The sequence below is a fragment of the Anaerostipes stercorihominis genome, assembly GCF_057535655.1.
Map to the genome: position 1 here is coordinate 254410 of NZ_BAAJCL010000001.1, position 26674 is coordinate 281083.

General features: G+C 40.1%; 26 protein-coding genes. 6 read left to right on the forward strand and 20 right to left on the reverse strand.

Annotated features, from left to right (window positions below):
• Positions 1-53: 53 nt before the first annotated feature.
• From AC27EF_RS01260 to AC27EF_RS01315, 12 genes are all read right to left on the reverse strand, one after another.
• Positions 54-602 (reverse strand): hypothetical protein, encoded by a 549-nt coding sequence (locus AC27EF_RS01260; protein WP_487108355.1) that lies wholly within the window; start codon positions 600-602, stop codon positions 54-56.
• A 15-nt stretch (positions 603-617) separates the two neighbouring features.
• Positions 618-797 carry a hypothetical protein gene (locus tag AC27EF_RS01265; protein ID WP_487108356.1) on the reverse strand — a complete coding sequence of 60 codons (180 nt, stop codon included), beginning with the start codon at positions 795-797 and terminating at the stop codon, positions 618-620.
• Between the two features lie 47 nt (positions 798-844).
• Positions 845-2332 (reverse strand): hypothetical protein, encoded by a 1488-nt coding sequence (locus tag AC27EF_RS01270; RefSeq protein WP_487108357.1) that lies wholly within the window; start codon positions 2330-2332, stop codon positions 845-847.
• A 12-nt stretch (positions 2333-2344) separates the two neighbouring features.
• Positions 2345-3160, reverse strand: a complete 816-nt coding sequence (locus tag AC27EF_RS01275; protein ID WP_487108358.1) for an HAD family hydrolase — start codon at positions 3158-3160, stop codon at positions 2345-2347.
• Positions 3161-3169: 9 nt separating this feature from the next.
• Positions 3170-3964, reverse strand: a complete 795-nt coding sequence (locus tag AC27EF_RS01280) for a single-stranded DNA-binding protein (RefSeq protein ID WP_487108359.1) — start codon at positions 3962-3964, stop codon at positions 3170-3172.
• Between the two features lie 16 nt (positions 3965-3980).
• Entirely contained in the window at positions 3981-4490 is a 510-nt protein-coding gene (locus AC27EF_RS01285; protein ID WP_487108360.1) for a hypothetical protein, read from the reverse strand.
• Positions 4491-4624: 134 nt separating this feature from the next.
• Positions 4625-8665, reverse strand: coding sequence for a DNA polymerase III subunit alpha (locus AC27EF_RS01290; RefSeq protein WP_487108361.1), 4041 nt, complete (start codon positions 8663-8665; stop codon positions 4625-4627).
• An 87-nt stretch (positions 8666-8752) separates the two neighbouring features.
• The gene (locus AC27EF_RS01295; RefSeq protein WP_487108362.1) at positions 8753-10054 is read right to left on the reverse strand and encodes a hypothetical protein; all 1302 of its coding nucleotides are present in this window, start codon (positions 10052-10054) and stop codon (positions 8753-8755) included.
• A gap of 66 nt (positions 10055-10120) precedes the next feature.
• Entirely contained in the window at positions 10121-12343 is a 2223-nt protein-coding gene (gene recD2, locus AC27EF_RS01300) for an SF1B family DNA helicase RecD2 (protein ID WP_487108363.1), read from the reverse strand.
• 12 nt (positions 12344-12355) lie between these two features.
• Positions 12356-14530, reverse strand: a complete 2175-nt coding sequence (gene recD2 / locus AC27EF_RS01305; protein ID WP_487108364.1) for an SF1B family DNA helicase RecD2 — start codon at positions 14528-14530, stop codon at positions 12356-12358.
• A 99-nt stretch (positions 14531-14629) separates the two neighbouring features.
• Positions 14630-15742: an FKBP-type peptidyl-prolyl cis-trans isomerase gene (locus tag AC27EF_RS01310; protein WP_487108365.1), complete on the reverse strand. Its 1113-nt coding sequence runs from the start codon at positions 15740-15742 to the stop codon at positions 14630-14632.
• Positions 15729-16529 (reverse strand): hypothetical protein, encoded by an 801-nt coding sequence (locus AC27EF_RS01315; protein WP_487108366.1) that lies wholly within the window; start codon positions 16527-16529, stop codon positions 15729-15731. The genes AC27EF_RS01310 and AC27EF_RS01315 overlap by 14 nt, the downstream gene beginning before the upstream one ends.
• Positions 16530-16782: 253 nt before the next feature.
• On the opposite strand from AC27EF_RS01315, the gene AC27EF_RS01320 reads away from it, so the two are divergent.
• Both AC27EF_RS01320 and AC27EF_RS01325 read left to right on the forward strand, forming a co-directional pair.
• A complete protein-coding gene (locus AC27EF_RS01320) occupies positions 16783-17034 on the forward strand; it encodes a hypothetical protein (protein WP_487108367.1) in 252 nt (83 codons plus the stop codon).
• Between the two features lie 99 nt (positions 17035-17133).
• Positions 17134-18048: a sigma-70 family RNA polymerase sigma factor gene (locus tag AC27EF_RS01325; RefSeq protein WP_487108368.1), complete on the forward strand. Its 915-nt coding sequence runs from the start codon at positions 17134-17136 to the stop codon at positions 18046-18048.
• A gap of 32 nt (positions 18049-18080) precedes the next feature.
• On the opposite strand, the gene AC27EF_RS01330 is transcribed toward AC27EF_RS01325, so the two are convergent.
• From AC27EF_RS01330 to AC27EF_RS01350, 5 genes are all read right to left on the reverse strand, one after another.
• Positions 18081-18665, reverse strand: a complete 585-nt coding sequence (locus AC27EF_RS01330) for a hypothetical protein (RefSeq protein ID WP_487108369.1) — start codon at positions 18663-18665, stop codon at positions 18081-18083.
• A 101-nt stretch (positions 18666-18766) separates the two neighbouring features.
• On the reverse strand, positions 18767-19885 hold the full coding sequence (gene clpX, locus AC27EF_RS01335) for an ATP-dependent Clp protease ATP-binding subunit ClpX (RefSeq protein ID WP_487108370.1): 1119 nt from the start codon (positions 19883-19885) through the stop codon (positions 18767-18769).
• A 60-nt stretch (positions 19886-19945) separates the two neighbouring features.
• Positions 19946-20725, reverse strand: coding sequence for a hypothetical protein (locus tag AC27EF_RS01340; RefSeq protein ID WP_487108371.1), 780 nt, complete (start codon positions 20723-20725; stop codon positions 19946-19948).
• Between the two features lie 69 nt (positions 20726-20794).
• On the reverse strand, positions 20795-21550 hold the full coding sequence (locus tag AC27EF_RS01345; protein WP_487108372.1) for a CHC2 zinc finger domain-containing protein: 756 nt from the start codon (positions 21548-21550) through the stop codon (positions 20795-20797).
• Entirely contained in the window at positions 21532-21921 is a 390-nt protein-coding gene (locus tag AC27EF_RS01350) for a hypothetical protein (RefSeq protein WP_487108373.1), read from the reverse strand. The genes AC27EF_RS01345 and AC27EF_RS01350 overlap by 19 nt, the downstream gene beginning before the upstream one ends.
• Before the next feature lie 167 nt (positions 21922-22088).
• Between AC27EF_RS01350 and AC27EF_RS01355 the strand changes: the two genes are divergently transcribed.
• From AC27EF_RS01355 to AC27EF_RS01365, 3 genes are read left to right on the forward strand one after another with little or no spacing between them, the layout of a single operon-like run.
• On the forward strand, positions 22089-23249 hold the full coding sequence (locus tag AC27EF_RS01355) for a ParM/StbA family protein (protein ID WP_487108374.1): 1161 nt from the start codon (positions 22089-22091) through the stop codon (positions 23247-23249).
• A 57-nt stretch (positions 23250-23306) separates the two neighbouring features.
• A complete protein-coding gene (locus AC27EF_RS01360; protein WP_487108375.1) occupies positions 23307-23831 on the forward strand; it encodes a hypothetical protein in 525 nt (174 codons plus the stop codon).
• A gap of 14 nt (positions 23832-23845) precedes the next feature.
• Positions 23846-24118 carry a hypothetical protein gene (locus AC27EF_RS01365; protein WP_487108376.1) on the forward strand — a complete coding sequence of 91 codons (273 nt, stop codon included), beginning with the start codon at positions 23846-23848 and terminating at the stop codon, positions 24116-24118.
• Between the two features lie 41 nt (positions 24119-24159).
• Here AC27EF_RS01365 and AC27EF_RS01370 read toward each other — a convergent pair whose 3' ends face one another.
• Complete coding sequence (locus AC27EF_RS01370; RefSeq protein WP_487108377.1) at positions 24160-24744, reverse strand: hypothetical protein; 585 nt, start codon at positions 24742-24744, stop codon at positions 24160-24162.
• A gap of 387 nt (positions 24745-25131) precedes the next feature.
• Here AC27EF_RS01370 and AC27EF_RS01375 point away from each other — a divergent pair, with 387 nt between their 5' ends.
• Positions 25132-25257 (forward strand): hypothetical protein, encoded by a 126-nt coding sequence (locus AC27EF_RS01375; RefSeq protein WP_487108378.1) that lies wholly within the window; start codon positions 25132-25134, stop codon positions 25255-25257.
• A 133-nt stretch (positions 25258-25390) separates the two neighbouring features.
• On the opposite strand, the gene AC27EF_RS01380 is transcribed toward AC27EF_RS01375, so the two are convergent.
• Both AC27EF_RS01380 and AC27EF_RS01385 read right to left on the reverse strand, forming a co-directional pair.
• Positions 25391-26110, reverse strand: coding sequence for a 3D domain-containing protein (locus tag AC27EF_RS01380; protein ID WP_487108379.1), 720 nt, complete (start codon positions 26108-26110; stop codon positions 25391-25393).
• Between the two features lie 51 nt (positions 26111-26161).
• Positions 26162-26575 carry a hypothetical protein gene (locus tag AC27EF_RS01385; protein WP_487108380.1) on the reverse strand — a complete coding sequence of 138 codons (414 nt, stop codon included), beginning with the start codon at positions 26573-26575 and terminating at the stop codon, positions 26162-26164.
• Positions 26576-26674 lie beyond the last annotated feature (99 nt).

The following is a 26674-nucleotide window of genomic DNA, read 5'->3' on the forward strand; positions in this document are numbered from 1 at the left end:
AGAAGACAAAAAAATAAGAGGGCACCGAAGTCGGTTTTCCTCTTATCTTTTGGTTATCGCATATGTGCTTTGTTCTCTCCTCGAACATCCCGCACTTGCTCGTAAAACTTGTTTTTGTCTTTATTCTTACGAAACTGCATGATTCGCTTGGCCTGCATCGCTAAAAAAGTAATCGGTACGATGATGGAGATCATCCATATAAAGTTGTTGATATATCCAAGCATCGTATTGCCAAAAACAGACGTGATCGCCGTATCATAGGATGCCGCAATCATCTGTCCGGAAACGCCGGAGGTCACGCCCATGAGCTTATGAAGACCCACGAGAGCCAATCCGTACCCGCCGCAGGTTGCCAGAGTTTCTTTTATAACATCCGTTCTGTGGGATGGCATTATCATCGCACAAACAGCGCCGGCCGCCCACATCGTCCCATAAAGCGGCGCCAGAAGCTTTGTCCCAAAGCCCGCAAATTTTGCAATCGTATACATGGTGATTAAAAAAACCGCCAAAGGCATGCAGATAGCTTTCATGTACCTCATAAGTTCTGCAGCATCCATTTTTGTTTCATAGGTCAAATTTGTAGATTCAAATTGTTTATTCATAAAGCGTCCTCCTTTTTAGATAATATTCTGTCTTTCTCTTACAGTGTGATCAATTACCTGTTTCATTGACATTAAAACAATCGCAACAACTCCAAATCCTATGAGAAAGAACCATCCGTTCGATGTCATAATATAGAGCAGATTGTTCCATCCATTGATATGGAACGCAAGAAAAGAATCCAGTAAGTTTCCCATAAAAAATCCCCCTTTCTCTTTTTCTGGTCATAGTATGGAAGAAATACTCATACCTTAGAAATTGGCGTGTCTCCCTTATTTAAGTCAAACACCGCCTGCCAGGTTTTATCATTCCTTAAATTAATCTCTTTTACGCCGTCAAGACCTTTTAGCGCCGGAACGGTAGTGATGCGGATCTTTACATTTTTTAAGGTGTTGATCCCCCTTGATTTAATCCACGCCTGTACCTGCTTTATCAGATGTTCCATGACATCCTTATTCGGTACAATAAAATTTAAAAACCTTGATACCTTAGTCATCTTATTACACTTTCGGTTAAAGTCCGTTTGTGTATGGTGTCCTCTCTCGTATTCAAAATAGTCCTTCTGCTTCCCATAGGATCCAATGATGTCCGGAATATAGCTGTTTCCATCGGATAGTTTAATGGGATTTTTGCGGTTATAATCAAGAACCTCTTTATAGATGCCAAAGCTCCGTATTAGATCTGCAAGCGTCTTGATTCCATATCCATGGATTAAATTATCATGTTCTGCAATAATTTTTTCTGCTTCCGACAAAACAGGGGCTTTCCCATACTTCTCTTCAAAAAGAGCGTTTCCCATATCGGTTAGATAATACACCATCATTTTGGGTTTCAATGGAATGTTCACCTTTTCATCCCGAATAATTCCCATGGATGTCAGCCCTCGGACCGTCATTCTAAGCCGGCTCTTTGTAATGTCTCCGTTGCTTTCTGTAATGACAGCTTCTTCGATCTGGGAATAAGTTGAGATTCCGTCTATTCCGATTAACTCCATGATCCTCCATGAAATTGTTGACATCTTTTTTTCATAATCCCCTAAATTAATACGATATGATTTCTTTTTCTGTGCCTGTTTTTTCTTCCGGATCGTATCAGCAATTTCCTTTTGAGGTGTTACCGGAATAGAATTCTCCATCGGTATCTGCATTCCGCTATCTTCGATCAATTGATTAACCAAATCAAGTTCCTCAAGAGAATCTGTTTCTTCCGTTACTACAGCATCAATTTTTCCATTTAGGGCTGCTTCCCTTACATTTTTATCCGCAATCTGACTGACAGCATCTTTTTGTCTTTTTTCTTCTTCCATTTCATCTTTGATTTCTTCGATTGATACAGGCGTCTCCTTTTTTGAAATACCCTGATTGTACATACGTTCGATTTGATTTTCCAGGCTTTCTACCTCATCCCGGCGTTCCTCCAGGTTATCAAGGACTTTATTTAAGATCTTTGTACGTTCCTCATTATATTCAACAAAAGTCTTCTTTGTTTTCTGAATCAATTTGTCGATTGGGACACGAGACCAGCTGTATTCCTCTCCCAGACGCATCTCTGCCCGGTCTTTTGCAAGAATATCTTCGCAAAGCTCCCGGACAAGTACTTCTGTTTTTTTGTAATCTTTTTCCTTTTTGCTCCACGCCACCTCTTTTTCCTTTATCTGCTCTCTTAAATCTTTTGTCTCTGCGATCTGGCGGTGATACATTTCCTGTATAATTTCAATATTGTCATATGCCATCTTTTCTCCTCCTTACTTTCCCTGGTTGCTCTTTATGTGGTCTTCCACATAACCCTCCGGAGACCAATCCTTGATATTCTGTATTTGTGCCCCATGAATTGCATTTCCCATGGACACAAGATTACCCGTGATCATAGAAAAATCATTGTACATGGTCTCCCTTCCGGACAATGCCTGTTGTGCTTTTGTTTCGTTGTCCTGAAGGATTGATGCAGAGATATTTTGACAATACACAGCGATATCCGTCTTAACCCAGGATAAAAGCGCCGCCTTTAACTGCGTATATTTTGATGAAAACTCTGCTGCATCAATCTTAACGGAAAGAGTAGAAATATCATCTAAAAGATCGGTATATTCCGGTGCTACCGTCTTAGAATCCTCTACTCCCTGAGCAATCCGATAATCAAGTGCCAGACACTTTTCATAAAGAGTTCTCGCAGACTGATAGTACTGAAGATAGGAATTATACTCTTTCAGCTGTTGAATGTCCGATAAAGACATTTTCGTTGCTTCCACTTTTCCATTTTTATTGGAGTATTGATAATCCGTCACGAAGACACCGTATATAAGGAAGATCATATAAAGACACGCCATGATCATGCACCCCATTTTTACTGTTACGCTTCGGGAGTTTTTTGGCTTAAGGTCCATTTTTATTGGAGATGATTCCAGTTCCTTTCTTCTCCGTTCCTCCCCCTTTTCATAACCTTTGGCCACGGCTCTTCTTTTTGTCCGCACAGCCTTATTTTTTACTGTCTGCTTGATTTCGTTCTTTTTTCCTTTTGAGGGCTGCGCTTCCTGATGAAGTCTTTCATCCAATAATCCCATGATACCCTCCTATTCTTCTTTCTCGGTTTCGGTCCTTATATAGTCCGATAAATATTCGGTATTATACGGAACAATTTCCATAGCAACGTCATTCCACTCATAGGTTTCGTCACAATGAGCGCAGACGGCATTCTTCGCAAAGGATCTTGTCTGCAGGCTCCCGGAGACATATATGAGGGAATTTATTTTTAAATGATCCCGATCTTTTTCCGCAAGGGGCCCAAAACTCTTGATCCAGGGATAATCGGTTTTTAATTCCTGCGGGTCCTCTCTTATAAAGAATTTTCGGTTCATTGCAATTTGATAAGCACACGTTTTTATTACATGATGGTTGTCTTCTGTATGTTCGTAATATTCGGGTTCCCGGCACAGTGTCCCGATTCCCATGAAAATATTGCTGATTTCACATTTTCTTTTTAAAAGCTCCAGTCCTTCTTCCTCAGATCTCGCCTTCTCTTGCGGATTCAAAAAAATAGGCGTTACATGAACATTAACACCCGCCTTGCGGTTATCGCCTCCGCAATGCGGGCAGAGAGATGCTTTTAAAACCTCACTCGTTGTTAAAACACCCCTCACTTCCACCATGTCACCCTGGCGGATATCCGCAATCTGTCTGGAGAGTTTTGGATTCTTTGTTAAAATAACCGGAAGATCAATTCGAAGCTCTGCGTCCCGGTTGCGTAGTCTCCGTAAAACCTTTAATTGAAAGACCGCTCCATTGTACTCTCCGTCTTTGGGAGAGATAAAGACTTTAGGATTCTGCCGGACTTGCCCGTATAAAATGACATAATTTTCTTTTGCCATAAAATCACTTCCTTTCTTACTGATAAAATACGTTCGCCACACCTGTCAGCGAATTTATGTCACTCATCATGATCTTTTTCGCTTTCGTAATGTCGGAAGTGTTTGATTTTTCCAGTGCCTGCTGAAACTCCCTCATGCTTTCGCATCCATTTTTAAGCAGACGCAGACAATCTTTTCGATCGTCCTCATAAGTCTTTGCCGGCATCGTTATGTCAACTTCATTAATTACATCTTCCATTCTCTTTAGAGATGCTGTTACGTTCTTTACGGCGTCTTTTTTTGGATAGTTTCCTTTTTCTACATTTCTTGCATCAATGATTCTGCTTTCCAGCTCATTGACAGCAACATTCACTTCTTTGGCCATAAAAACGGTATATTCATGAGCCGGCATGGCGGTCAATGTAGCATACTTCCCCTTTGCAGCATCCTGAGGCTTGATTTCTCCTTCTTTCGAACATCCAAACACGGAAGCCGCTCCAATCAGTAGCACAAAGATGATTCCCGCGCTCCTTTTTTTCTCTATCATACTTTTGTTCCTCCTCTTATACTTCATAAATAGTATGACGAACACAAAACCGGCTCTTTTTGTATCCAAGAAAAGCTGATTCCCATACAGAAAAAACTTCCCCTAAAGCCGTATGGCCCCAGGGGAAGTCTTTTTTAACAAGAAGATGCAGTTTTTAAGTAAAAGCACTCCTCGTATAGATCTTTTGTCAGTATTTCTGCGGACACTCGAAATGAAGCCTGCCGGAACTGCCCAAAAAATCTATCATACAAGATGAGTGGATGTCCCTTTTCATCCATGAATTTTTTCAGCATAGGATATAACTCAAGCTGCCAGGTAACAAGGTCCGGCATGGATATAATGATCGGCTTTTTTTCTGGCACGATCTCTTTTAGATCAAAAACGCTGATCTTCATATGTTCATCGTCCTCTGTCATCATCTTTCCATTTACCATTAAAGCTTCCCCCTCTACAAGAAACTCACCATATTGGGCAAATGCTTTTGTGAAGCAGCAACAGGGGATGGATCCGGTTTCATCATTTAAGTCAAAGAACGCCATTGGCGCTCCGTCGGCTTTTCGCTTTCGAAACACCAGATTTTGAACAATTCCCATCACCCTGATTTTTGACTCAGAGTGAAAAATCACTTGACAAATCGCTGTGGCACCGACTTTTTTACGATCCGGGTATTCATCCATGGGGTGCCCAGATAAATAGGCCCCTATGGAAGACTTCTCGTTCTCCAGCTTGAACCTTAAGCTTTCCGGAAGATGCTGTTGAAATGTATAGGCATCAAACGATTCCTTAAGAAGTTCTAAAGCCTTTTTCGCCCGCTTGATGGCATCTAAAAGCGTATCATGTTTTTTCATGACCGCTTTATCTATTTTATACTGCCCATCTCCTTCCATCCTGCGTAATTCTGCTTCTTTTGTTTTTAAATCTTCGCTCTTAGACCGAAGTTTCTTTGCCAGTTTCCCCATTTCTTCAAAACCCTTTAACAGGGCCATTCTATTTTCTATGAAACCGTCAAATGCTCCGGAATAAATCAGGTTTTCCACGACGTCCTTTTTATCGACGCCTCGAAGAAAGAAATCTTTAAAACTCTGAAATGGTTTTTCATCTCTTGCCGCAAGAATCGTCTCCGCAGCTGATTTTACATTTCGGACCGCTTTGAGACCATATAGAATCTCACGATCCTTAAGATCAATAAAATCAATTCCAGAACGATTAATGTCTGGAGGAAGAATTTTAATTCCAATCCTTTTGCACTCCTCAACAATTTCTGTTATCTTTTCCTGTTTATCTGCAATGTTCAAAAGTGCGGTCAAAAATTCCGTTGGATAATGGTACTTGGCCCATGCCGTTAGATAAGAAGTTTTGGCATAGGCTGCCGCATGGGAACGATTAAATGCATATTTTGCAAAGTCAGTCATCTGATCAAATAACTGGTCAGCAACTTCCTTGGAAATTCCTCTGGCTACACAGCCGACAATTCCCCGTTTGGGATCCCCATGAACAAACGATGTCCGTTCTGCATTTAAAACGTCTTCCTTCTTTTTTGACATGGCTCTTCGTACAAGGTCTGCCTGCCCAAATGTATACCCCGCAAGCTGCATAAAAATTTCCATAACCTGCTCCTGATAGACAATGGCTGCATAAGTTCCCTTTAAAATTGGCTCCAGTTCCGGCGTTAGATAAGATGCCTTCTTACGCCCATTTTTTACTTCGATGATTCCCGGAATAAAACTCATAGGACCCGGTCGGTAGCACGCTATTAATAAAATAATATCTTCAAAGCTTGTTGGCTTAAACTCCCGGAGCATTTTCTTCATACCATCACTTTCGAATTGAAAGACACCAAAGGTATTTCCTTTTGCAAAAATTTCTGATAATACTTCTTCTTCAAGAGGTAATTGGTCATAATCAACGCTAATTCCATAGCGCCGAAAGACCCTCCTTTGGCAATCCGTTAAAATATCCAGAGTTTTAAGACCCAGCAAATCCATCTTCAAGAGTCCAAGCTCTTCAGACTCTATCTTATCTGTCTGCGACGCCCATGTTCCCTTAATAGAGTTGTATTCCAGCGGGATATAATCTGATACGCTCTCCGTATCAGAAATGATTACTCCGGCAGCATGCAGTCCATGACTTGCAATCGTATCCTCAAGCAAAGATGCATCATGTATGATTTCGACTGCTTTTTCATTTTCTTTCAATGTTTCCCGCAGTCTTTCTCCGCAGCTTTTCTTTCCAGGATTGATCGTGGTTCCGAGTTCATCCCCGATTTCTAATTTCACCTTTTCTGCTTCCGCATAATAGGAAGCATCATCATAACGGGCCGCCAGCATCCTGGCTGCGTCATCAACGGACTTCTTGGCCGCCCTGGTACCTTTTGTATAGATACCACACACTGCATCCTTTCCATATTTTACACGGATATAACGAATTAAGGTATCACGGACTTTTTTTGCAATATCAGAGTCGATATCCGGCGGACTGACTCTATCTGGATTTAAGAAACGCTCAAAAATTAACCCATATTGGATTGGATCAAGATTTGTGATTCCAACCAAATAATTGATCAGAGAACCTGCTCCGGATCCCCTTCCGGGTCCAACTGTATATCCCACCTGTGTTTGATGCTCATCAAGGAACTCATGAACCTCAATATCTATCATTTGATCCATGGTCTCGTTTAAGACCTCAAGATCTTCATCTTTCAAATGACCAAGTTTGCGCCCGACCGATAGGATGTCTTCTATACAGCATAAGTAATCATTGTAGCCAAGCTTATCAATGATTTCCAGTTCGTGGTTTAATCGCCGTTCGTATTGTTCATTCCACCCTTTTCCATTGGGGAACCGGGCCTCCTTTCCTTTCATCGAAAGTTCGAACAGCTTGTTTTTAGCATCCGGAAAGACCGGATAATGCTTTTCTTTTGGTATCTCTACCAAACAGCATGATGTAATCTTTCCCACGTTTTCCATGGCTTCTTCTACAATATCTTCCGGCAGAATATCACACAATGATTCCTTAAGTTCTTCATCTGTTTTTAGATAAAGCTCCCTGTCGTGATCCGAAAGAAAATTCCACTTTCCAAAACGTAAAGAAACGCTTAATTGTCTTCGTAAAAAGTTATCTTCTGTATTTTCTGCCATATGTGCATCGTTGGCCGCAACAACCGGAACACCCTCTTCTTTTGCTGCTTTTGCAAGTGCTGAAAAAACCACTTTTTCTTCTGGATAACCATGATTTTGGAGTTCCACGTAAAAATGAGGAAAGACCGTTTGATAATAATGGAGCTCTTCTTTCATCCTGTTATAAAGACTTTCCTCTGTCTTTATTTTCTTTTGAATCCCCAGTATTTTTTCATCTAACATCCGATAATTATCATTGGATGCAGATTCTTCCCTGATCCGCTTTTCTAAAAGACGGATCTGCGCTCTTTTCTTATTGATGCGGGTTTTTACTTCTGGAAGAACTTCTTTTGCCATAGAAGTTTCTTTCTTTTCTTTTTGAAGCTTTTCATAAAAAGCTTCTTTTTCCTTTCCTTCAAGTTTCTTTAACGTGCGTTCCTTTACTGCAAACTTTCTCTTTGAAAGCTTGACAATCTCCTTTCTGTCTTTAAGCAGATTGTCAAGTTCTTCTTTTTCTTTCTTTAGCAGTTCCTGATTTTTAGGAACTGTGCTTGTTTGGGGATTTGAATATTTTTTCTGACGCTTCTTTAATTTCCTGATTTCATTCTCAAGTTTTTCGTTCTGTTTTAAGACAGAACCTAAGATTCCGCCAATGCAGGCACTGGTGGCAATCACATTGTCATTTCCTGAAAAAAATTTCTCAATGATTTCTTTTGACATACGAGGGCTTCTGATATCCCCAATATCTCTGTAAGATTCTGTAACTGCTTTCATGATAGATTTAAGCCCTTCATAGTTTCTCGCCATCAGGACTAAATGAGACGCCTGCCCTGTAACTTCGTTCAGGACGTAAGTCTCAACACCGGGAATCGCCCGGATTCCCTCCTTTTCGCATGTCTTGACAAATTCAAGCGCACCAGTTAAGGTGCCGTGATCCGTCAAAGCAACAGCTGGAGCACCCAATTCCTTTGCACGCTCTACCAAAGCTTTTACTGACATAGCGCCGTCATTCAAAGAATAATACGTATGATTATGCAGTAATCCATGCTTTACACTCATCTTATATATCTCCCTTCTTCCAAAAAGAAGATAGGAATCACATGACTCCTTTCTTCACCCAATGATTCTATCAATAGTATGGTAAAACTATTGATGTTTTGTCCCGGCTTTAACATCATCGCTCGTAAAATCAGAAACATCCTGCGTTTCCTTTAGTGGTTTTGCATAATCAGCTGACTGCGACAAGAAGAAATTAATTTGATCCCCTTCCTCATAATGAAACCCAAAGCCGTCAAAATTGATCCAGGAACGCTGAACGATCTTATTCTCCTGGTTAATGCATTTACCCGCCTGAACTTTGATATAGATCTTTCCGGAATATTTCATGGTTTCAGAATCGGCTACCAGAAGATTCCCGTATTCATCGTATCCATAGACAATGCCGATGCTCTCTCCTTTACTCTGAGATAATAAAGAAACGGCAACACACCCTCCCTCCTGTATCTTAGCATAGACACTAGACAGATCTTCCAGTGAATTCTTCAGAGCTCCAAAACGGAGTTTTTCTGTATCCGTGACATCTATTTGTTGAATTTTCGCCTTCGTCGTTTTATTCGCATCCGGCTGAGTATCAGACAAAAAGATCCTTCTCCCTGAGAGGATTCCAAAATCAGGGAGAAGATCCGCAAGTTTATTTGCGATAGATCCCTCCTTTAAATACACACTTTTTAAGAAGAAAAATGTAAACTGATTTACCATCGTCTGTTTTGTGTCGGTGTTTATGATTTCATGGTCATTTCTAATCTGGAAAACATTTTCTGCTTCCCTTTTCTTTAATTCAGCATGATCTCCATTCGTAAGCACCTCATAACAGTATTTTTTAGGAAACTGCGCCCATCCAGAAAATTTATGAAACCGATATCCAGACAGCGTTGACACAACTCCCCCATAGGCTTTTGATTCATAGTCTTTTGCCCATAAAATAATTCCATTGACTTTAAATGGCGTATCGTAGGATTTTTCGTTCTTTTTATCCCCGGTTTTTGTTTCAATCAGGAGCGTATCTTCCTCTTTTAAGGGGTTCGTTCCCCGCTTTATTTCTGCCCCATCAAACACTCCGTCTCCATCGGTATCCGGATTCCATGGATTTGTTCCCTGTTCCTCTTCCTGTGCATTGGTAAGACCATCGCCATCAAAGTCATCAGCTCCCGACTCTTTTGCGTGAGTGTTTGCTTTTGATATGGAATCCTTGTCAATTGCAAGCACCGCATGATCCTGCTGCGTTTTTTGCGGGAGTTTTTCGTAAATGGCACCCGGTGCATAAATGATAAGAACAATCACCAAAATAAGCAGAACGATCTTTCCTCTTTTTCCAATATGAATTTCAGGTAATTTCCTTACTCTTCGTCCCCTAGCATCATAACGGGGCAGCCTTCTTCTTCCAAACAAAAAAAGCCCTCCTTTCTTCCTCTATTTATAGTATGGGAACAAGAAAAAAGGAGCAAATGCCCCTTTTTACTGTTTCATGTAGAAGTGGATCCTCTGGACTAATGTCGTAGTCCGGTTGATACTCTCTATCTTGTAAATGGCGATCTTTAACGCCTTCTTTGTTCCAAGAAGGTCAAGGTGTTTCCTTGCCCTTGTAATCCCTGTGTATAACAGGTTCCGGTTAAAATTATAAATTTCTCGGTTGGAAAGGGCTAAGATGACCGCATCTGCTTCACTTCCCTGTGCTTTATGTATTGACATAGCATAGGCCAGTGTAATGCTGCTTAAATAACTGATCTTAAATTCAGAAGACCTGCCATCATCAAAAGAAATCCAAACAGACTCCTCTGAATAGGATTTTATGATACCCAAATCACCGTTAAATACCCCCATGGATATATTTCCATTAGAGTCAATGCACTCCCTGTGATAATCGTTGTGGGTATGCATGACACGATCGCCAACCCTAAATTTCGTCCCGGGAATTTTTTCTCCCATTGGATTGATAAATTCCTGTAATTCAATATTCAGATTTTCGGATGCAAGCGGCCCCCCGGTTTTCTTCCGGTTTGCAACGATACACATCGTCTCACGTAATCCAAAGGTATCACAACGCATCTTAAAGCGGTGCAAAACCTCTTTTTTGATCTCCACTGCATCTGTATGGAGATAAGTAGAAAAATCAGTTCCGTCTGCGTTTCCAGACAGAATTTTATCTGCATTTCCCTCTAAGACCATATCGGAATTTGAGGAAATATTCCCCGCAAACCGATAGCTTGTTTCCAGTTTTGTTGTCGGAATAAGTTTTGAACTGATCATATCCCACAAAACCTTCCCGGGCCCTATAGAAGGGATCTGGTTGCTGTCTCCCACCATTATGCAATGGTTTAATTTCTTTTCCCGAAACAATCGTGATAATAAAAGAATATCGCACATAGAACACTCATCAATTACGCAGAGTGTTTTTTTATCAATTTCTCGACCCGCTCCCGCTGGATTCTTCATCTTCTCCATAAACCGATGAATCGTCATTGCGGGTCTTCCGGCACTTTCGGAAAGCCGCTGAGCGGCCCTTCCAGTCGGAGCCAATAAGACGATATTTCCGTGACTTGTTTGATATTTGGGTTGATCTGCTAAGTATTCCCAAATATCGCAGCACATTTGGACAATGGACGTCTTCCCCTTTCCTGGTCCTCCATGAATGATGCTGAGTCCATTTCGTAAAGACCGAAAAATCGCTTTCTCTTGGATCCCATCTAATGGATAAGGAAGTTTTCGTGATAATTTTGCATAAGCATTCTGAACATCACGCAACTCAAAAAAATCTCTTTTTCGTTTGCACAACTGGACGATCTTCTCTGCCACAGTATTTTCTGCCTCATACACCGTTTTCCGATATATTTTATTTTCTGAAATAATAATGTTATTTAACGCCTGTTGATTTTTCAAGCTTTTTGCTACGATTTGCATGTTGACCTGATTCTCTTTTAAAAAGTCGCTTGATAACGATTCAAATGCATCGACTTCACAATAACAGTTACCGCGAAGCTCATTTTGCTTCAAAATTTCTGTGATTGCTGCGTTTATTCGCACTTCGGAATCCCTCTTAATTCCGGATGCCAAAGCAAGTTTATCGACCTTTTTAAATCCAAACCCGTCTAACTCTGTAATCAAAGAATACACATTCTTTTTTAACTGTTTTATGGAGTCTTTTCCGAATACTTCATATATCTTTACGACCTGATTTTGTGCAATATCGCCATGAAAAAAAGTTGTAATCTCTTCATAAATTCTATTATTCAAATAGGATTCATGAATTTTTTTTGCTTTCTTTTCTCCTATCCCCGCTTTCACAAGCCTTTCCGGATGATTCTTGATAATCTCAAGTGTCCCCGTTCCAAAAGCATTTAGAATTGCTTTTGCTGTAACAGATCCTACTCCATCAATGAATTTTATCAAGAATTTTTTGATGGATTCTTCTTCCTGGGGTTCTTGGATTTTGCTCTCAGTCATTTGAAACTGCATCCCGTATTTGGGATCCATTTTTATATATCCCGTTGCAGCAATATTGCATTCCTGCGTGGCGCTGATGGCGGTTCCTGCAGCCCGTATGACATGATCTCTTAGGTTTAACGCCTGAACTTCAGGACTCTGAAAGCATTTATCGTCCATTTCTATAAGGATGGATGCCCAATTTAAATTGGAGGCAAATACCTTTGTGATCTTCCCGTAAATAATGATATTACCCATAACTCCTCCTGTTTATTTGAATATTCTCAGTATACGTTCCATTAACAGAGTTTTTCTCTGCCCTGTTTGATCCTTTGAAATTGCGTGGTTTAATGCCCCTTCTTCTTCAATAATCACTATTTTTTCCTTTGCTCTGGTAACTCCGGTATACAGGATACTCTTTTGCAGATTCATGCAATGAGGCAAAGAAATAATGACGATAGGGTATTCTGAGCCCTGTGACTTATGGATGGTCTTACAGTAAGCAAGATCAATGTCTTTTGAAACCAAGTCTCTTGTGATTACAAATGTCTCACCACGGATCGAAACCGTTAAGACTCCGCCTTCCAGAGAAATTACTTCCCCGATATCGCCGTTATAATAGCCAATATTGTAATTGTTCTGAAGCATAATGATCTTGTCATGCAAAAAGAACCGTTTCTTTCCGAAACGGAGGCTTTCTGCTTTGTTTGCTCCGTTTATTTCTCCCTGAAGGATACGGTTTAAGTTCTCAACTCCTGCCAATGGTTTATGAGCCGGAGCCAACGTCTGCACGTAATATTTGTCATCCACTTTGTGATATTGCTGCTCCAGTTTAGAAATTTCTGTTACCATTTCTTCCTGATTGGTGCAGTGTATGATTTCAAAGTACTCATCTTCGATCAAATCCGTTTCCCCAAGATTAATCTTGGTAGAATTTTTAACGATCGTAGAATCTGCCGCCTGGCGGTAAACTTCGGTCAGCTGACATACATCAATTTTTCCGCTATATATCAGATCGTGTAAAACATCTCCGCATTTTACGGAGGGCAGCTGATTGATATCCCCTACCAGCATAACAATGGCTCCGGATTTCACGGCACTAAGCAGCCTACTCATTAAATAATTGTCTACCATTGAGGCCTCGTCACAAATAACGAAGTCTGCTTCGATCGGGTCGTTTTGATCCTTCATAGCGGCATCATTGTCTCCATAAGGGCAATATTCCAGCAGCCGATGAATTGTAACAGCCTCCATCCCCGTGCTTTCTGATGCCCTTTGTGCCGCCCTTCCAGTCGGTGCACAGATTTTGATAACCGCCTTGGGGTACATCCGTTGATATCCCGCAATTAAGCCAAGGATCGTTGTTGTTTTTCCGGTCCCCGGCCCTCCGGTCAAGATTTTCAGCCCAGTGCTCTTTAAAAGGCCAAAAGAGTTACGTTGCTGTGCAGCATACGACATACCGGTTTGGGCGGCAACGTCATCAATGATTTCATGAACAAAAGGAGTCTTGATCGACGAATCCTTGAGTCTTGAGATTTGACGTACGATATTTACTTCATCATCATACGTACTTCTTAAATAAACTCTGGGTTTTTTCGCCAACTCCCTTACAATTTCCCGGCACCGGTCCATATGACCCACTATGGTTGTAGCTGGGACAATAAATGGATAAGCCGGTGTTCGAAGCAGTTTCTGAGTTGCATTGATCACGTCATCTTGCAGCCCGTAAGTATGCCCCTTTGACTCGTTATTCAAAAGAGCTCCCTTGACCGCAGAAATAACCCTGTCATAATCCGCACAATCTACTCCTGACTTCTTGGCAATCAAATCCATCTTGTCGAAAGAAAGTCCAATGATCTTTCCCACTGTATAGGGATTCTTTTCCAGTCGGCTCCTCGCTTCATCTCCGTAAGTTTCACGCAACTTTACAACAGCGGCATAATTTACATTATACTGATGCAGCCACTCCAGAAGCTTACGCTCCTCCACAGTCCGCTTGACATTCTTGATAAACTCAGTTCTGACATTTTTTGCGATGCCAATTCTTTTTAAGATATCATCGGCATCCGTACTGCATGCCAATTTAAATACATCGGTTCCGTGTCCGCTCTCCCTGATGATCTTCTGCGCAGTTGAAATTCCAATTCCGCGGCAGACACCAGCAATATACTCTGACATTACAACTTCATCCACCGATTTTTCTGTAATTGACGGATGGAGAATGGCTGGTCCGTATCCCTGGTCATCTAAAAGGTATTCTCCCTCTATTTTCAGAGGAAAACCCGGCTGATAATAAGGAATACAGTCCGCCTTTACCGTGATACATCCACGGGAATCAAGTTTTATGGATTCCCCTTTCTTTACAAGCAGTTTAAAAATCGTAAATCCACTTTCCTCATCCCGATCAATAACTCGGTGGTAAATCCCTTCGATTTCCACTTTCATGATTTTATCCTCCTTTCGACACGCAAAAAGAGGAGTTTTTCTTTTTCTCCTCTTCTTCTTTTATGCTTCATTTATAGTATGTCAAACGGTTCTTATCTTTTAATTGTCTTTATTGATCTTTTCCTCTGTTTGGTACATGAAAGTTGTTTGTTTTGTTACAAAATCCTGTACTTTGAGTTTAAGAAACAGTTTTTTAAGTTCTTTCTTTCCGACGTTTTTTTCAAATGCCTCTGCGGTATCATAGCGGTAAGTACTGTAATATTCCTGAAGCATTTTTTGATAATCTGCCTCGGAAACTTTGATATCTTTCTTTTTAGCAAGTTCTTCTACAAGGATATTTTCAATGACAGTCTCTTTAGCGTATTTTTTATTTTGATTATCATACGCCTCCTTCGTCGTTCCGATGTATTGCTCCAAGAATTTGTCCATGGACAGATTCATATATTTAGCATATTGTTTATAATATTCATCTGTCTGATCAATTTCTTCTTGAATTTTTTTCTGGGAAAGCTTCTTGACCTCAATTCTTTTCATGATGGCCATCCATGCTGCTTCTCTCTTGTTTTGTTCAAATGTTGTATTCTCTTCCTTTTCAAGTTGAGATATGATCTGTTTTTTAAAATCGGTTGCACTTTGATACTTTGTGTATTTCTTTAGAAAGGCGTCATCTTGATAAGATCCCTCTTTGACATCTACAATCTTCTTTACGAAATTGATTTTGACCCGGAAGACAACATCCTTTTTTGCAAGGCCTGATTCGTAATAATCAGATGGAAATTTTAGATTCATCGTCAGGTTTTCGCCTGGCTTTCTTCCAATCAGTCCCGTTTCAAAGCCATCCACAAAGGTCCCGGATCCAATTTCTAAGTCATATCCCTTGGCGCTTCCTCCTTTGAATTCCTTCCCATCTACGGTTCCTGTATAGTCAATATTTACGGTATCCCCCTTTTTGACCTTCTTTTTCATTTCCTTTGTAAAAGGTTTATTTTCACTTAACCTTAACTCATATTCCATTGCGTTTTGGATGATCTCATCCGTGATCTTTGTTTTTTTCTGACACACAGCTTCGAGTTTTCGATAGCTGTTAAGGTCGATTTCCTCTGTATGAATCCCATATAGATAATAGGTTGCTATTTTATATGCACCAATTCCTAATGAGACTAACAAAACAACGCTTACGATAATCAGGATAATTTTTTTACTTTTTTTCATTATGATCCTCCTTTTTTGGGGTTTGCATCGGGTCTCTCAAGATATCTTCCTGTTTTATTTCAGGAAGGATCTGCAACAGCCGGGACTCTGCCTCTTGAATCTGTTCTTTTGCGTGGTCCTCTTGCAAGCATTCAATTACAAGATCCATATATGGCATCAATTTATAATTTGAAATATTCCCTCCAGAAATATTTCCCAGAATTGAATTCATGACCTGATGCCTTGCGCGTACCTTTGCGCGTTCAGAACGGCTGTGGAATTTCATGAATCCCATCATTTTTTTCACATCAAATTCCAAGATTGTCTCTGGACGAAAAATCGTAACTCCAAGCGGTTCATGCTCCTCACCGTGCTTCATGATCTTCTGCCAGCACTTTTCCAACTCAACATCCGCTGCGGACCTTACATGATATGGCCGGAATCCTGAGATGTTTGAAAAAGAATTCTCGAGCATCCATTTGCCATTTGCGTGGATTTGAAAATAAGAATCCCCCTCAAAAGGAAACAAGTGCGCAGAAATCAAAAAATTATAGAATGTCGAACAGTTCAAGCTGCTGGCACGATAAATCTTTTCATTTAAAGACCGCTGTGCAGCCGCAAGAATAGAGATATCCGCTCTCTCTATCATGGATAAGGCTGTCTCGTCGAAAATAGATTCAATTTCATCACGAAGCAGCTGTTGATAATACTGTTTCAACTTTATTAGGGAACGTTTTTTCATTTCATCTATTGTCGTTTGAATTGATAAAAGATCTTGCCCCCTCATTTTGTATCCGATTAATTGCATTTACCATAACTCCTTTCTTTAATTTGCGTTTCAATTATAGTATGACAAAGAAAAATGACAGAAATGGATTCTCTCATAGCTTTTTCAAAATTTTTTCCAAAACAAAAATCATTCTGAAGGTTAAGAAAACCGCATAAACACTGGATTTTTGCAGCTTTTGGCAAAACGGGTACAATTTTTTGCAAATTCTTTCTCTTGTGTTTCCATATTTTAGTGGTATTATAATAGTATATGAAAAAAGGGGGGATCTGCAGTGGATAAGACGAAGATCGACAAAGAACGAATGCGCGTCATTCGCAGTGTCGCAAAATACTGCTTGTCAGATATTGCGGCAGAAAATCACGAGAAATTGTCGGACATTGATATTTTTAATAAATGGGCCGCTTGGTCCGGCATTACGATTTCAGATGGGGAACTTGCAATGTGGACGAAGGATTATCTGATCAACATGCTTCGTGTTCCAATTCCATCTTTAAGTGCAGCCGCAAAAATGGACGGAATATAAGGCGAATATAATTGAGAAAGCTGAATCTGCATACACTTCTTACGAAGGGCATCCCCTTCTTAGGTTTTCTCTCTTGAATTATTTAAGGGGGAGATATTCATGAATCAAGATATTAAGAGTAAAAAACAGGAAGAAATTTTTTACATGGAAAAGTATCATTCTGGCAATGAGACATTACAAAAAGAAGCCATTGAATACTTTGTAATGACACACACTCCATTCGTTGGAGCCCTGATAAAACGCGGGTATCCTTCCTTTATGGAGAATCATTATCATGACCTATTAAACAGTGGTGTCATTGGAATTATTCTGGCATTAGAAAAATTTGATCCTGAAAAAGGACGTTTTATTACGTTCTGTACAAATTACATTCGACACGAGCTTGTGGAATATGTTTCGCAAAATATTTACCACATGTCTTCTCATCACGCAAACCAAATAAAAAAAATAAACATGACAATAGACCTATTAGAGCTTGAGGGTATTTCCAATCCATCCATCGCAGACATATGTGAAACTTCACATATGCGATATGAAACCGTGCGAAAAGCAATGGTTGCAAGAACCGCCATGAATACAGTATATCTGGATGAAAACAACGAAATTGCAAACTCCTTAACCGATCCTTCTGTGATGTGTCCGGAAGAATATTTTGATGAGGTGGAAAAACAGGATGCCTTGAGTGTAGCTCTTCAATTTTTAGACGATACATCCCGGTACGTGGTTGAGAGCAGATTCGGAATTGGAAACGACAATCATCAGCTTACCCTTTCAGAGATTGCGAATAACCTTGGTCTCCACATTGATGAGGTTCGAAAACTTCTTAATTCTGCCCTCGCCAGGCTTCGCAATCATAAGGCACTCAAAAACGCCTTCCCGGACTACATTGGGGACGTTGAGTCTAAAATGCAGTCCATTGAGATATCACTGGTTCCACTGGATGAAGCGGACAAAATGTTTGACACATTTGTCGATGGTTTTGACACCGAAGAATATCAGGAGATTGCTTTTTAATTTAGATCCTCGGGGATTTGTTCTCCGAGGATCTACTGTTTTAGAGCATCTTTTGCTTCTCCCAGTGCCTCTGATGCTGATTTTTCTGTAGCATCATGTGTTTTTGGTGCTTCCTTTCTTCCTGTCACGGAATCATAAATGGACTGCATCTCCGTTGTATTTTTCTGAATCTGAGCTTTTGATTGTGCAGCACTTAGAAGCCCTTCATAAAATTCCAGCATTTTGAAAGATTCAATCTGACCAGCAGGCATTGTCTGACAAAAGTTCGTGTTAAAATAGTCAGCCCGCTTTCCGATGACAGATTTAAGTATCTGATTCTTCTTTACAATGGATGCCATCGCTTCTAGGTCATCTGCGGGTATATAAGACGTATCAGACAGATGACTCCTTGCAGCTGCTAACCCCTCCTGATATGTTTTATACGCTTTTGACTGATTCTCCTTTTGCTCCTGCTCCAGTGCATCTGCTGAAATGTCATGGATGCGGTTTTTTCGTGCGTCTGCCACTGTTTCTTTTTTCGGAAGCTCCGTTTCTTGGAATGCCTCTCTGCATCCACTAAGCCCTCCAATCATCAAACAAAAAGACAGGCAGATTAACGAGATTTTTCTTTTATTCATATAATCCCCTCCGTTTCTTTTATCATTTATAGTATGTCAAAAAGAGTTTTACACAAAACCTCATTCCCCAAAAAGAAAAAGCACCGAATTGGTGCTTTTCTTTATAAGCTGCATGCAGAATCGACTGTTTCTTCCGTTATTTTTAATTTACAGTCAGGTTTGGAATAAAACATCGCATCAAGCATGGTTTGTTCTAATACAGTCCGAAGCCCTCGTGCTCCTATTCCAAGCTGAATGGCCTTATTGGCGATACGCTCTATCGCTTCGTCAGAAAACTCCAGAGAGATTCCATCAATAGCCATTAATTTCTGATATTGGCTAATGATAGAATTTTCGGGCTCCGTAAGGATACGCTTGAAGTCCTTTTCGTCAAGGCTCTCTAACATCACAGGAACAGAGAGCCTTCCAATTAGCTCTGGCAGAAGACCGACGTCCTTAAGCCTTTCGAAAATGAATGATTCCTTTTTTAAAGCAGTCTCACGACTCTCAAATCCTATGGGATGCATTTTCTTTTTTTCATAAAGATCTGGAAATGCCCCTCCGCAGATAAACAGAATATTGGTCGTGTCAATTTCTATCGAATGCTTTTCGTCTATGACTATCCGGCTTCCCTCAAGCATTTTTAGCAATGCCTGTTGAACCCCCTCTCTCTTTACCATAGAGTTTGTTCCTTCGTTCGATGCCAGCTTGTCTATCTCATCAATATAGACAATACCCTTTTGGGCTTTTAAAATATCCCCATTTGCCGCTGTAATCAACCGTTTTAGGATATCCGTTACGTCGCTTCCGACATATCCAGCTTCCGTTAAAGAAGTAGCGTCCACAATCGTAAACGGCACTTGAAGATAAGATGCAATTCCCCTTGCAAACTCCGTCTTTCCGCATCCAGTCGGTCCTATTAGAAGAATGTTGGACTTTTCAATTTTAAGTTCCGGATGGGCGATCCTTTTGTAATGATTGCTAACTGCGACAGACAATGTCTTCTTTGCCCTCTCCTGTGCAATGATATTTTTTTCAAGATGTTCGTAGACATCCATAGGAGAAACCATCTCCCCTTCCTCATTGTGACCTTCCATTGCTTTCGCAATTAGACTATGAGCCTTTTCAATACATTGTGAACAGATCCAAAAATCGTCTGTTTCTTCTTCCTCCACACGAATAGAAATTTCGTTGCCGTGGATTTTTCTATTGCATATAATGCATTTCTTATTTTCACTCATTTCATTTTCTCCTTTTCATCATTTAATATCTCTATTCATATTATGAAAAACAAGAGATATCTAAAGGAAATGTATTTCTACGATATGCCCCGGAAAATTTAGCTGCGAAACTTCAAATCCCAGATCCTTTTGCAAAACTTCTTTTTGAAAACATTTTCCCTTCGGGTCATAAGAATACCCCAGTTTTGTAAGTACCTTGCGAAACAAAAATGTTTCCCCTTTTAAGAGGATCTTCATGTGGCTTCGAAAAAGGAATTTACTGCTGCCAAATATAAGGATTTCTCCTTTTTCGCAATACTTCTTTTTAAGCTCTGCAATATGATTTTGATGGAATTCCTTCATCCATGCCTTTTCGATCGGATGATAGAAAAACCCGTCATCCTTTAAGGCTTTTCGGCAGGAATAAGCATCCTTTAACATGACCTGAACTCTGGGACTGCGTTTTGGTTCTTCTTTGCTCCAGAGTTCCTTAGATATCCAAAGGGGTCTTTGAATCGGAAGTTTATACCGCCCCGCATCATAATCACAGACAGAAAGCATCCCAAGCAAAAAAGCCCCATTTAAAAGGACATCAAATATCTTTGTCTCTTCTGGATCTGCATAGGCTCTTGAAGCCTCATACAGGAACTGGATGATACATTCTTCATTGTAAAGCCCCTCAAGCGCTCCAATGCATACAATCCTACTCTTATCAAAATATTGAATTCCTGTCTTCCTGCCGTCGTATTGAATATGTATCCTCTGCTTTCCAAAAACATCTTTTAGGGATGTCTTATGCAAGAATAATGGAACCTCCAGGATCTCCACAAATTTTTCTTCTATATACAGGTTAAAGTTCATAAGTCCACCTCATATGATTTTTTGTGATATCGGCAGCCTTTTATAAAGGAAAACCCCGAAACATCGGGGCTAAAAATTGGTTACGATGGGAATGTCTCGAAACGGACTCTTTGCTTTCTTTTTCGTTTCCAGTATTCCTCCATGTTCAAGATAAATGTCCCGGCATCTGTAAAAATCCTTTTTGGCTTTTTTATTGTAAGGGTTTAAATAAAGCAAAAAAAGGTTTCTAATCATTTGCTCTTTTGCTTTCCCTAAAACTAAAAAGTCATACGCCTCCCGATCCTCATTATAAAGCGATTTCAAGGAGAATATTTCCTTTGATTTTTTCATAATGACATATCCTTTTAACTCTTCATTATGAAACATTTGGTAAGCTGTTCGAAACTCACCGTTTTCTGGTTTTTCGTAGGAAAAGCCTTTTGGTACTTTAGGGCACGATTTTCCCTTCTTAAGTCCTAAAAGGTCCTTATCTTCATTTGAAATAGGTTCTGGAAGACCATATTCATCAAAAGATCCCTGATAGGGTGTGGCTGTCCGAAAGGCTTCTGGTCCTCCAAGAGCCTCCGTAATCATTTCAGCTGCTCTTGGAAACGAACACTGAAACAGATTCATGAAAAAATCAAAGATGCTGCCGCCTTTATTACAGGCAAAGCAGTAATATTCACCATCCATTCTCATTTTACAGTTACCGAAATGATGGTCATAATGCTCCGGGTCGGGGCAGTAGACATCATAACGATCTCCCATCTTACGAAATGGGATATCGTAAAAACTTAAGATCGTTGATACTTCAAGTTCCTGAAGAATCAGGCTGATATCATACAAGCTGACACCCCCTTCGTTGTATATTTCGCATCCAGAGCAGTAAAAGAAATCATGGTTGCTTCTATAACTTCATTCAATAACTTCAAACAACTCATAATATCCTCTTTTCTTACAAATTCCTTTAAAAAAGGACATCCGCAGGACTTTGCCTGCCGGTTAAATGCAAGCAGCAGCTCCACAGCCTTTTTTACGGCTCGATCCCTCTGTATCCTTGCCTCATCTGCTTTTACCTCCTCATTTTCGGGAATTCTTCTTCCAAGAAAGTCCCATTGCATACGCATTGCCTCCGCAACCTTCTTTGTAGCAATATCAGCTTTATCTGGAAAAGCCTGATATGCCTTTAAAAAATTTTGATATATTAAGATTCTCATATTACTCTCCTTTCTGGATGCGTCCTTTTTTCTCCACATCGTCAAATAAAAATGATCTATAAATAGTATGCAAAAAAACCTTTGATCAAAAAAAATAAAGGTCTCCATGAGAGAAATCTTACGTTGTCATACTATAATTGAAATGGTAATTAAGAAAGGAGTTTTTTATGAATACAAGAGATTTTAAAACAAAAACATTATTTATGGACCGTAAGAATATCTCGGTCGAGGAGGCGTGGCCAACTGCCATTGATATCGGATATTCTGCCGTCAAAGGAATGTCTCCGAATAAGGTTTTTGCGTTTCCGTCTTATGCTCGTGAAATCAATTTAGATTCCATTGTTGCATCTCCATCGGAAACAGATATTCTTTACCGTGGAGAGGATGGAACATGGTGTGTTGGAGAAAAGGCAAATAAAATGATCAACGACATTGAAACAGGAGATTTTGCAGAGATCCTATACGGCAGGAACCGGTATTTCCAGCCAATGTTTAAGGTAATCGCAAAGGTTGCTCTGGGCATCTCTTTAACAAAGAATACCTATGGAGGTCCAAACGGAAAGCCTCTTTGTTTGCAGACCGGTCTGCCTACGGAGTATCTGGAAACAGATTCCTTGGATTTAAAAGATGCTTTATGCGGGCATCACGTATTCTCATTAAAGATCGGCACTGATTCCTGGAGAGATTTTGATTTCACCCTGGAGCGGGAGAATATCAGAGTCATGGAACAGCCCAAAGGATCAATGTTTGGAGTAAGTGTTAAAAACAACGGCACTCCAGTCCCGGATGCTAAAAATTACCTTTCAAAAAACACTTTGGTATTCGATCCCGGATTTAACACACTGGATATTTTCAGTATCCGAGCTGGAAGTACGGAATACAAACAAACATTTGATAATCTGGGAATGAAAGAAGTTTTTCTTCGAACAACCCGTGATATCTATGATACCTATGGAGTCAAACTTCAGATTCATGCACTGCAGAAATATCTTGCTGACGGAAAATTTATTAAGTTTGACAAGCGCACCATGCAGCGCACGACGCTTCCTTTTGACAACATTCTTATGAAGTACACAAAAGAGGTTTGTTTTGACGCTCTGGATCAAATTAAACCGACTTTTAATTATTTCATGGACTTTGATTATTTTCTCGTGACCGGAGGAACCGGAGCCGCCTGGAGAGGTATGATCATCGACTACTTTAAGGACATGGAAGGTTTGGAGGTGCTATCTGGCAACCAGAATGACCCAGACCTCTCAAATATCTTTTCCAATGTACGCGGGTACTACTTGTTTCTGGTTACAAACATGCGCCGAAAGAAGGCATAAATGCGACGGCATATACCAATCCGCCTGTATTTTCCAAGAGATCTGGATCTTATACAGATGTATCTTCTGGATGCCGCAAAATTTAAAGAAGATATGGCAGGTGCAATAAAAGCATACCTGCACCGCCAGGATTTTAAGATTTATCCGCCTGCAAATTTTAAGGCATACCAGGTCACAAAAAAAAGTCATCAAATTCATCTTCTATTTGATACAGAAGATGAAGAAGACTTCATGGTCCTGGAATTCTTAAGCTCTATTATGAAAAACCGGATTAACGATACTCTTAAGATCCTGTATCGGGAATCCCTTGCTTATGCATTTATTGATCCGTTTATTTCTTGGAACTTAGATACGGCGGAGGCTCCTCCAAAACCAAAACAGAAAAGGAAGCCAAAAGAAAAGCCGCCAAAAGTCCCTAAACCGGTTTTAAATCCTAAGGCAGAGAACTTATCACCTGAAACCACAAAACCCGATTTTGAGGCACTTAGCGGGCTCAGGAAGGCAGACACAGACACCCTTCAACCAGTTAAACAGACAGAAGAGGACTTAGAATCCTTTATGGATATGTTTGATCATTTATAAAAAAGGAGAAACCCATGGAAAACAAAGAAGAGATTTATAGTAAAGAAATCAAAGAAAAAGTAGATGAAGTTTTGAACTTATGCAGAAAAAAGGGAATTCCAGTCTTCATTGTAGCGGCATTAGCCGATCAGGAAGACACAACGATCTATGTAAAAGAAGCCGTCACTCCCACACAGCTTGGAATGAAGCTTCAGCAGGATGACTTTATCAAATACCTAAACGTAGCCAACGGATTTAAGACCGTTGCTCCAAGAGAATTGGAGACGATTGAGTATGTAGACTTATAAAAAAAAGAGGGACTGCATTTTGCAGTCCACTCTCTCGTAATTTATTTTCGCATCCCATTGACAAAAGTTCGCCCATTAACGGCGTATCCTGGAATCGGGATATCATTATCAATGAGCATTTCCCGAAGTTCGGGAAGCGTTTTATGAGCACGTTTTTTGGCTGAAAAATAATCTTTCGTAAGATACTGGATTGCCGTGTTTTCGCAGCTTTTTTTCCGATATTGTATGTAATCCTCTTCCTTTGCCTGCGGGATATGAAATGCCTTTGCGGCAAAGAAAATAGGCTCCGTTCCGTCAAAAGCTTCATTGAATTCTAAAAAGACTTCCTGAGCGATAACGCTGGACACTTTTTGAGAATTTAATCGTTTTTGCCGCGTCCCGACCGGTGCAATCGGAAAAATAAAGTTCACTTCATCTGTTCCAGCAAAAGAGGTACAGTTACGCTTTTCTGATATCCTCTGTGCGGTCTGAATCAGTGCATCCATAAAGCTGTCCGTGTGACGGTCGCAAGGAACCAGGTGATATTGATGTGTGCTTGTAACGCCCACAGCATCCAGTCTTACTACAACAGGACGGTTTATTGATAAATACTTATAATATTTTTCTTCGATCTTTTTAAAATACATAATTCCTCCAAATAGATGGACGGGGGAGGGATGCTTGTGCGAAGATTAGATAAAACGGGTAGATTGTTACTGAATCATTCCAATGAGGCAATGGGTAAAAAGCCACAGTATCAGTAAACCTAAATCTATTTGGACTCAAACGTCATCCCATCCTTTCTTCCTTTTATCATCCGCTCCCCCTACTTTAAAAATTATCACAAAGGAAACGCACCTGCACAAAGGCAGGTTAAAAGCTTAGAAAATGGTTTGGCAAACAATAAATCTTTTGCCGTCCGTTCCCTTTCTCATTAATAGTATGCAAAAGAAGAGTTTATTTTTCCGTAAAAAAGGGGGATTTTGATGAAAAAATTTAAAATATTTATTATAACCTTGTTTTTAGGAGGAATTTTGACATTATTTTTAATCTATGCTGATGGATTTATGCCGATTTCGGATGGCATTCGTGGTATCCATGAAAATAATGAAATGGAAGTTCTTCGCAACCGGGTTCAATTACAGATTGAAAGGGAGTGATTTTATGATAAGAGAACGGAGTCCGCCAGGCAGTAAGAAGACACATAGATAACTTTGCAACAGATAACTCTACACACGAAAAGCTTTGCGGACTAAAACACACACAAAAGAGAGGGGTCGCTCCCTCTCTCTTTTAATAAGACACTTTTAAATATTTGACTCCCCATCGGTTCCCTGCAATGTGGGATTTAAAAAACATATCGATCCGATATCTTTTAATCGCACTTCCAGTATCGTCTGCGCGAAAAGTATGCCCCTTGATTTTTACGTGATCCCCCAAATCTATGACATTAGGATCTACTGCCAGTGTTTTCCCCGCAACGGCTCTCCGTCCAGATTTCGTGGGTTCCCCATACCACCTTCCGTTACAAAGCCGACAGCCGCAATATGCCGTAACACGAAATGTTTTTCTCTTTGCAGAAGAGAATCTCTTAATCCGGATATTTCCTGCCGTATCTTTTGCATAGACAGAATAGACACAGTTTTTCTTTAATGTATAACTCTTTCCACTCTTGATTTTCCTGGCTTTTTTCCATTTTGCAGATTTCTTTAATGTGATCTTGCCTCGGTACAGTTTCAAGACGGCAACCCCACTTTTGTCTTTTGCATAAATACGCACTTTTCTTTTCTTATTTGTGTAATTCTTTTTGATCTTAATACTTGGTGCAGACTTGTCTTTCTTTTTCAGGCTGACTGTTTTTGGGCTGGTTCTTGTTTCTCCATCTTTATATCCGACTTTAAATCCTTCATCCGTAATCTCTACGCTGGTCTTATTCTCTGCCCATACAGGGATTTGTGCAGATGCCAGCACGATAACGGAGAGGATAATAGATAATTGCTTTATTTTGTTCATTATGATTCCCCTTTCTAAGTTTCATATATAGTATGAGAAAAGTCCGTTACCCTAAAGCCTCAATGGCTCTTTCGCTTCTTCTTTTTCTAACGGAATCATCAAACATAAAATCATGAAGAATACGGAAACGAACAACAGGATGCCGGATTTTGTTATCATACGCCTTTTTTCTTTCTCAATAATATCTCTGTCACCCTCATATATGGTATCAACTGAATGCTTCGTTTCTGAAAGAAGCGTTTTTCCATTTCGTAACTTTACCTTGTATTCTATTACCTCTTGCAATGTTTTTTCATTTAACACCGGCTGCCCGTTTTCATCGACTTTTACCTGTTCAACGCAGGCTGAAACGGTACTTCCATCCATTTGTCTATGAAACTTAAGGATCAGATATCCAATTCCACCGAGACCGGCCATAGCAATTGCCAAAAATATAATGAAACATCCAATTCGTATTCTTCTCATAATTTCCTCCTTTTTATATGGGAACGATTGCTTTTCAGTAATAGTATGAAGAAACTTTCCAAATCAGGACTACCGGCTCAGCCGGTAGTTTGTCCTGTC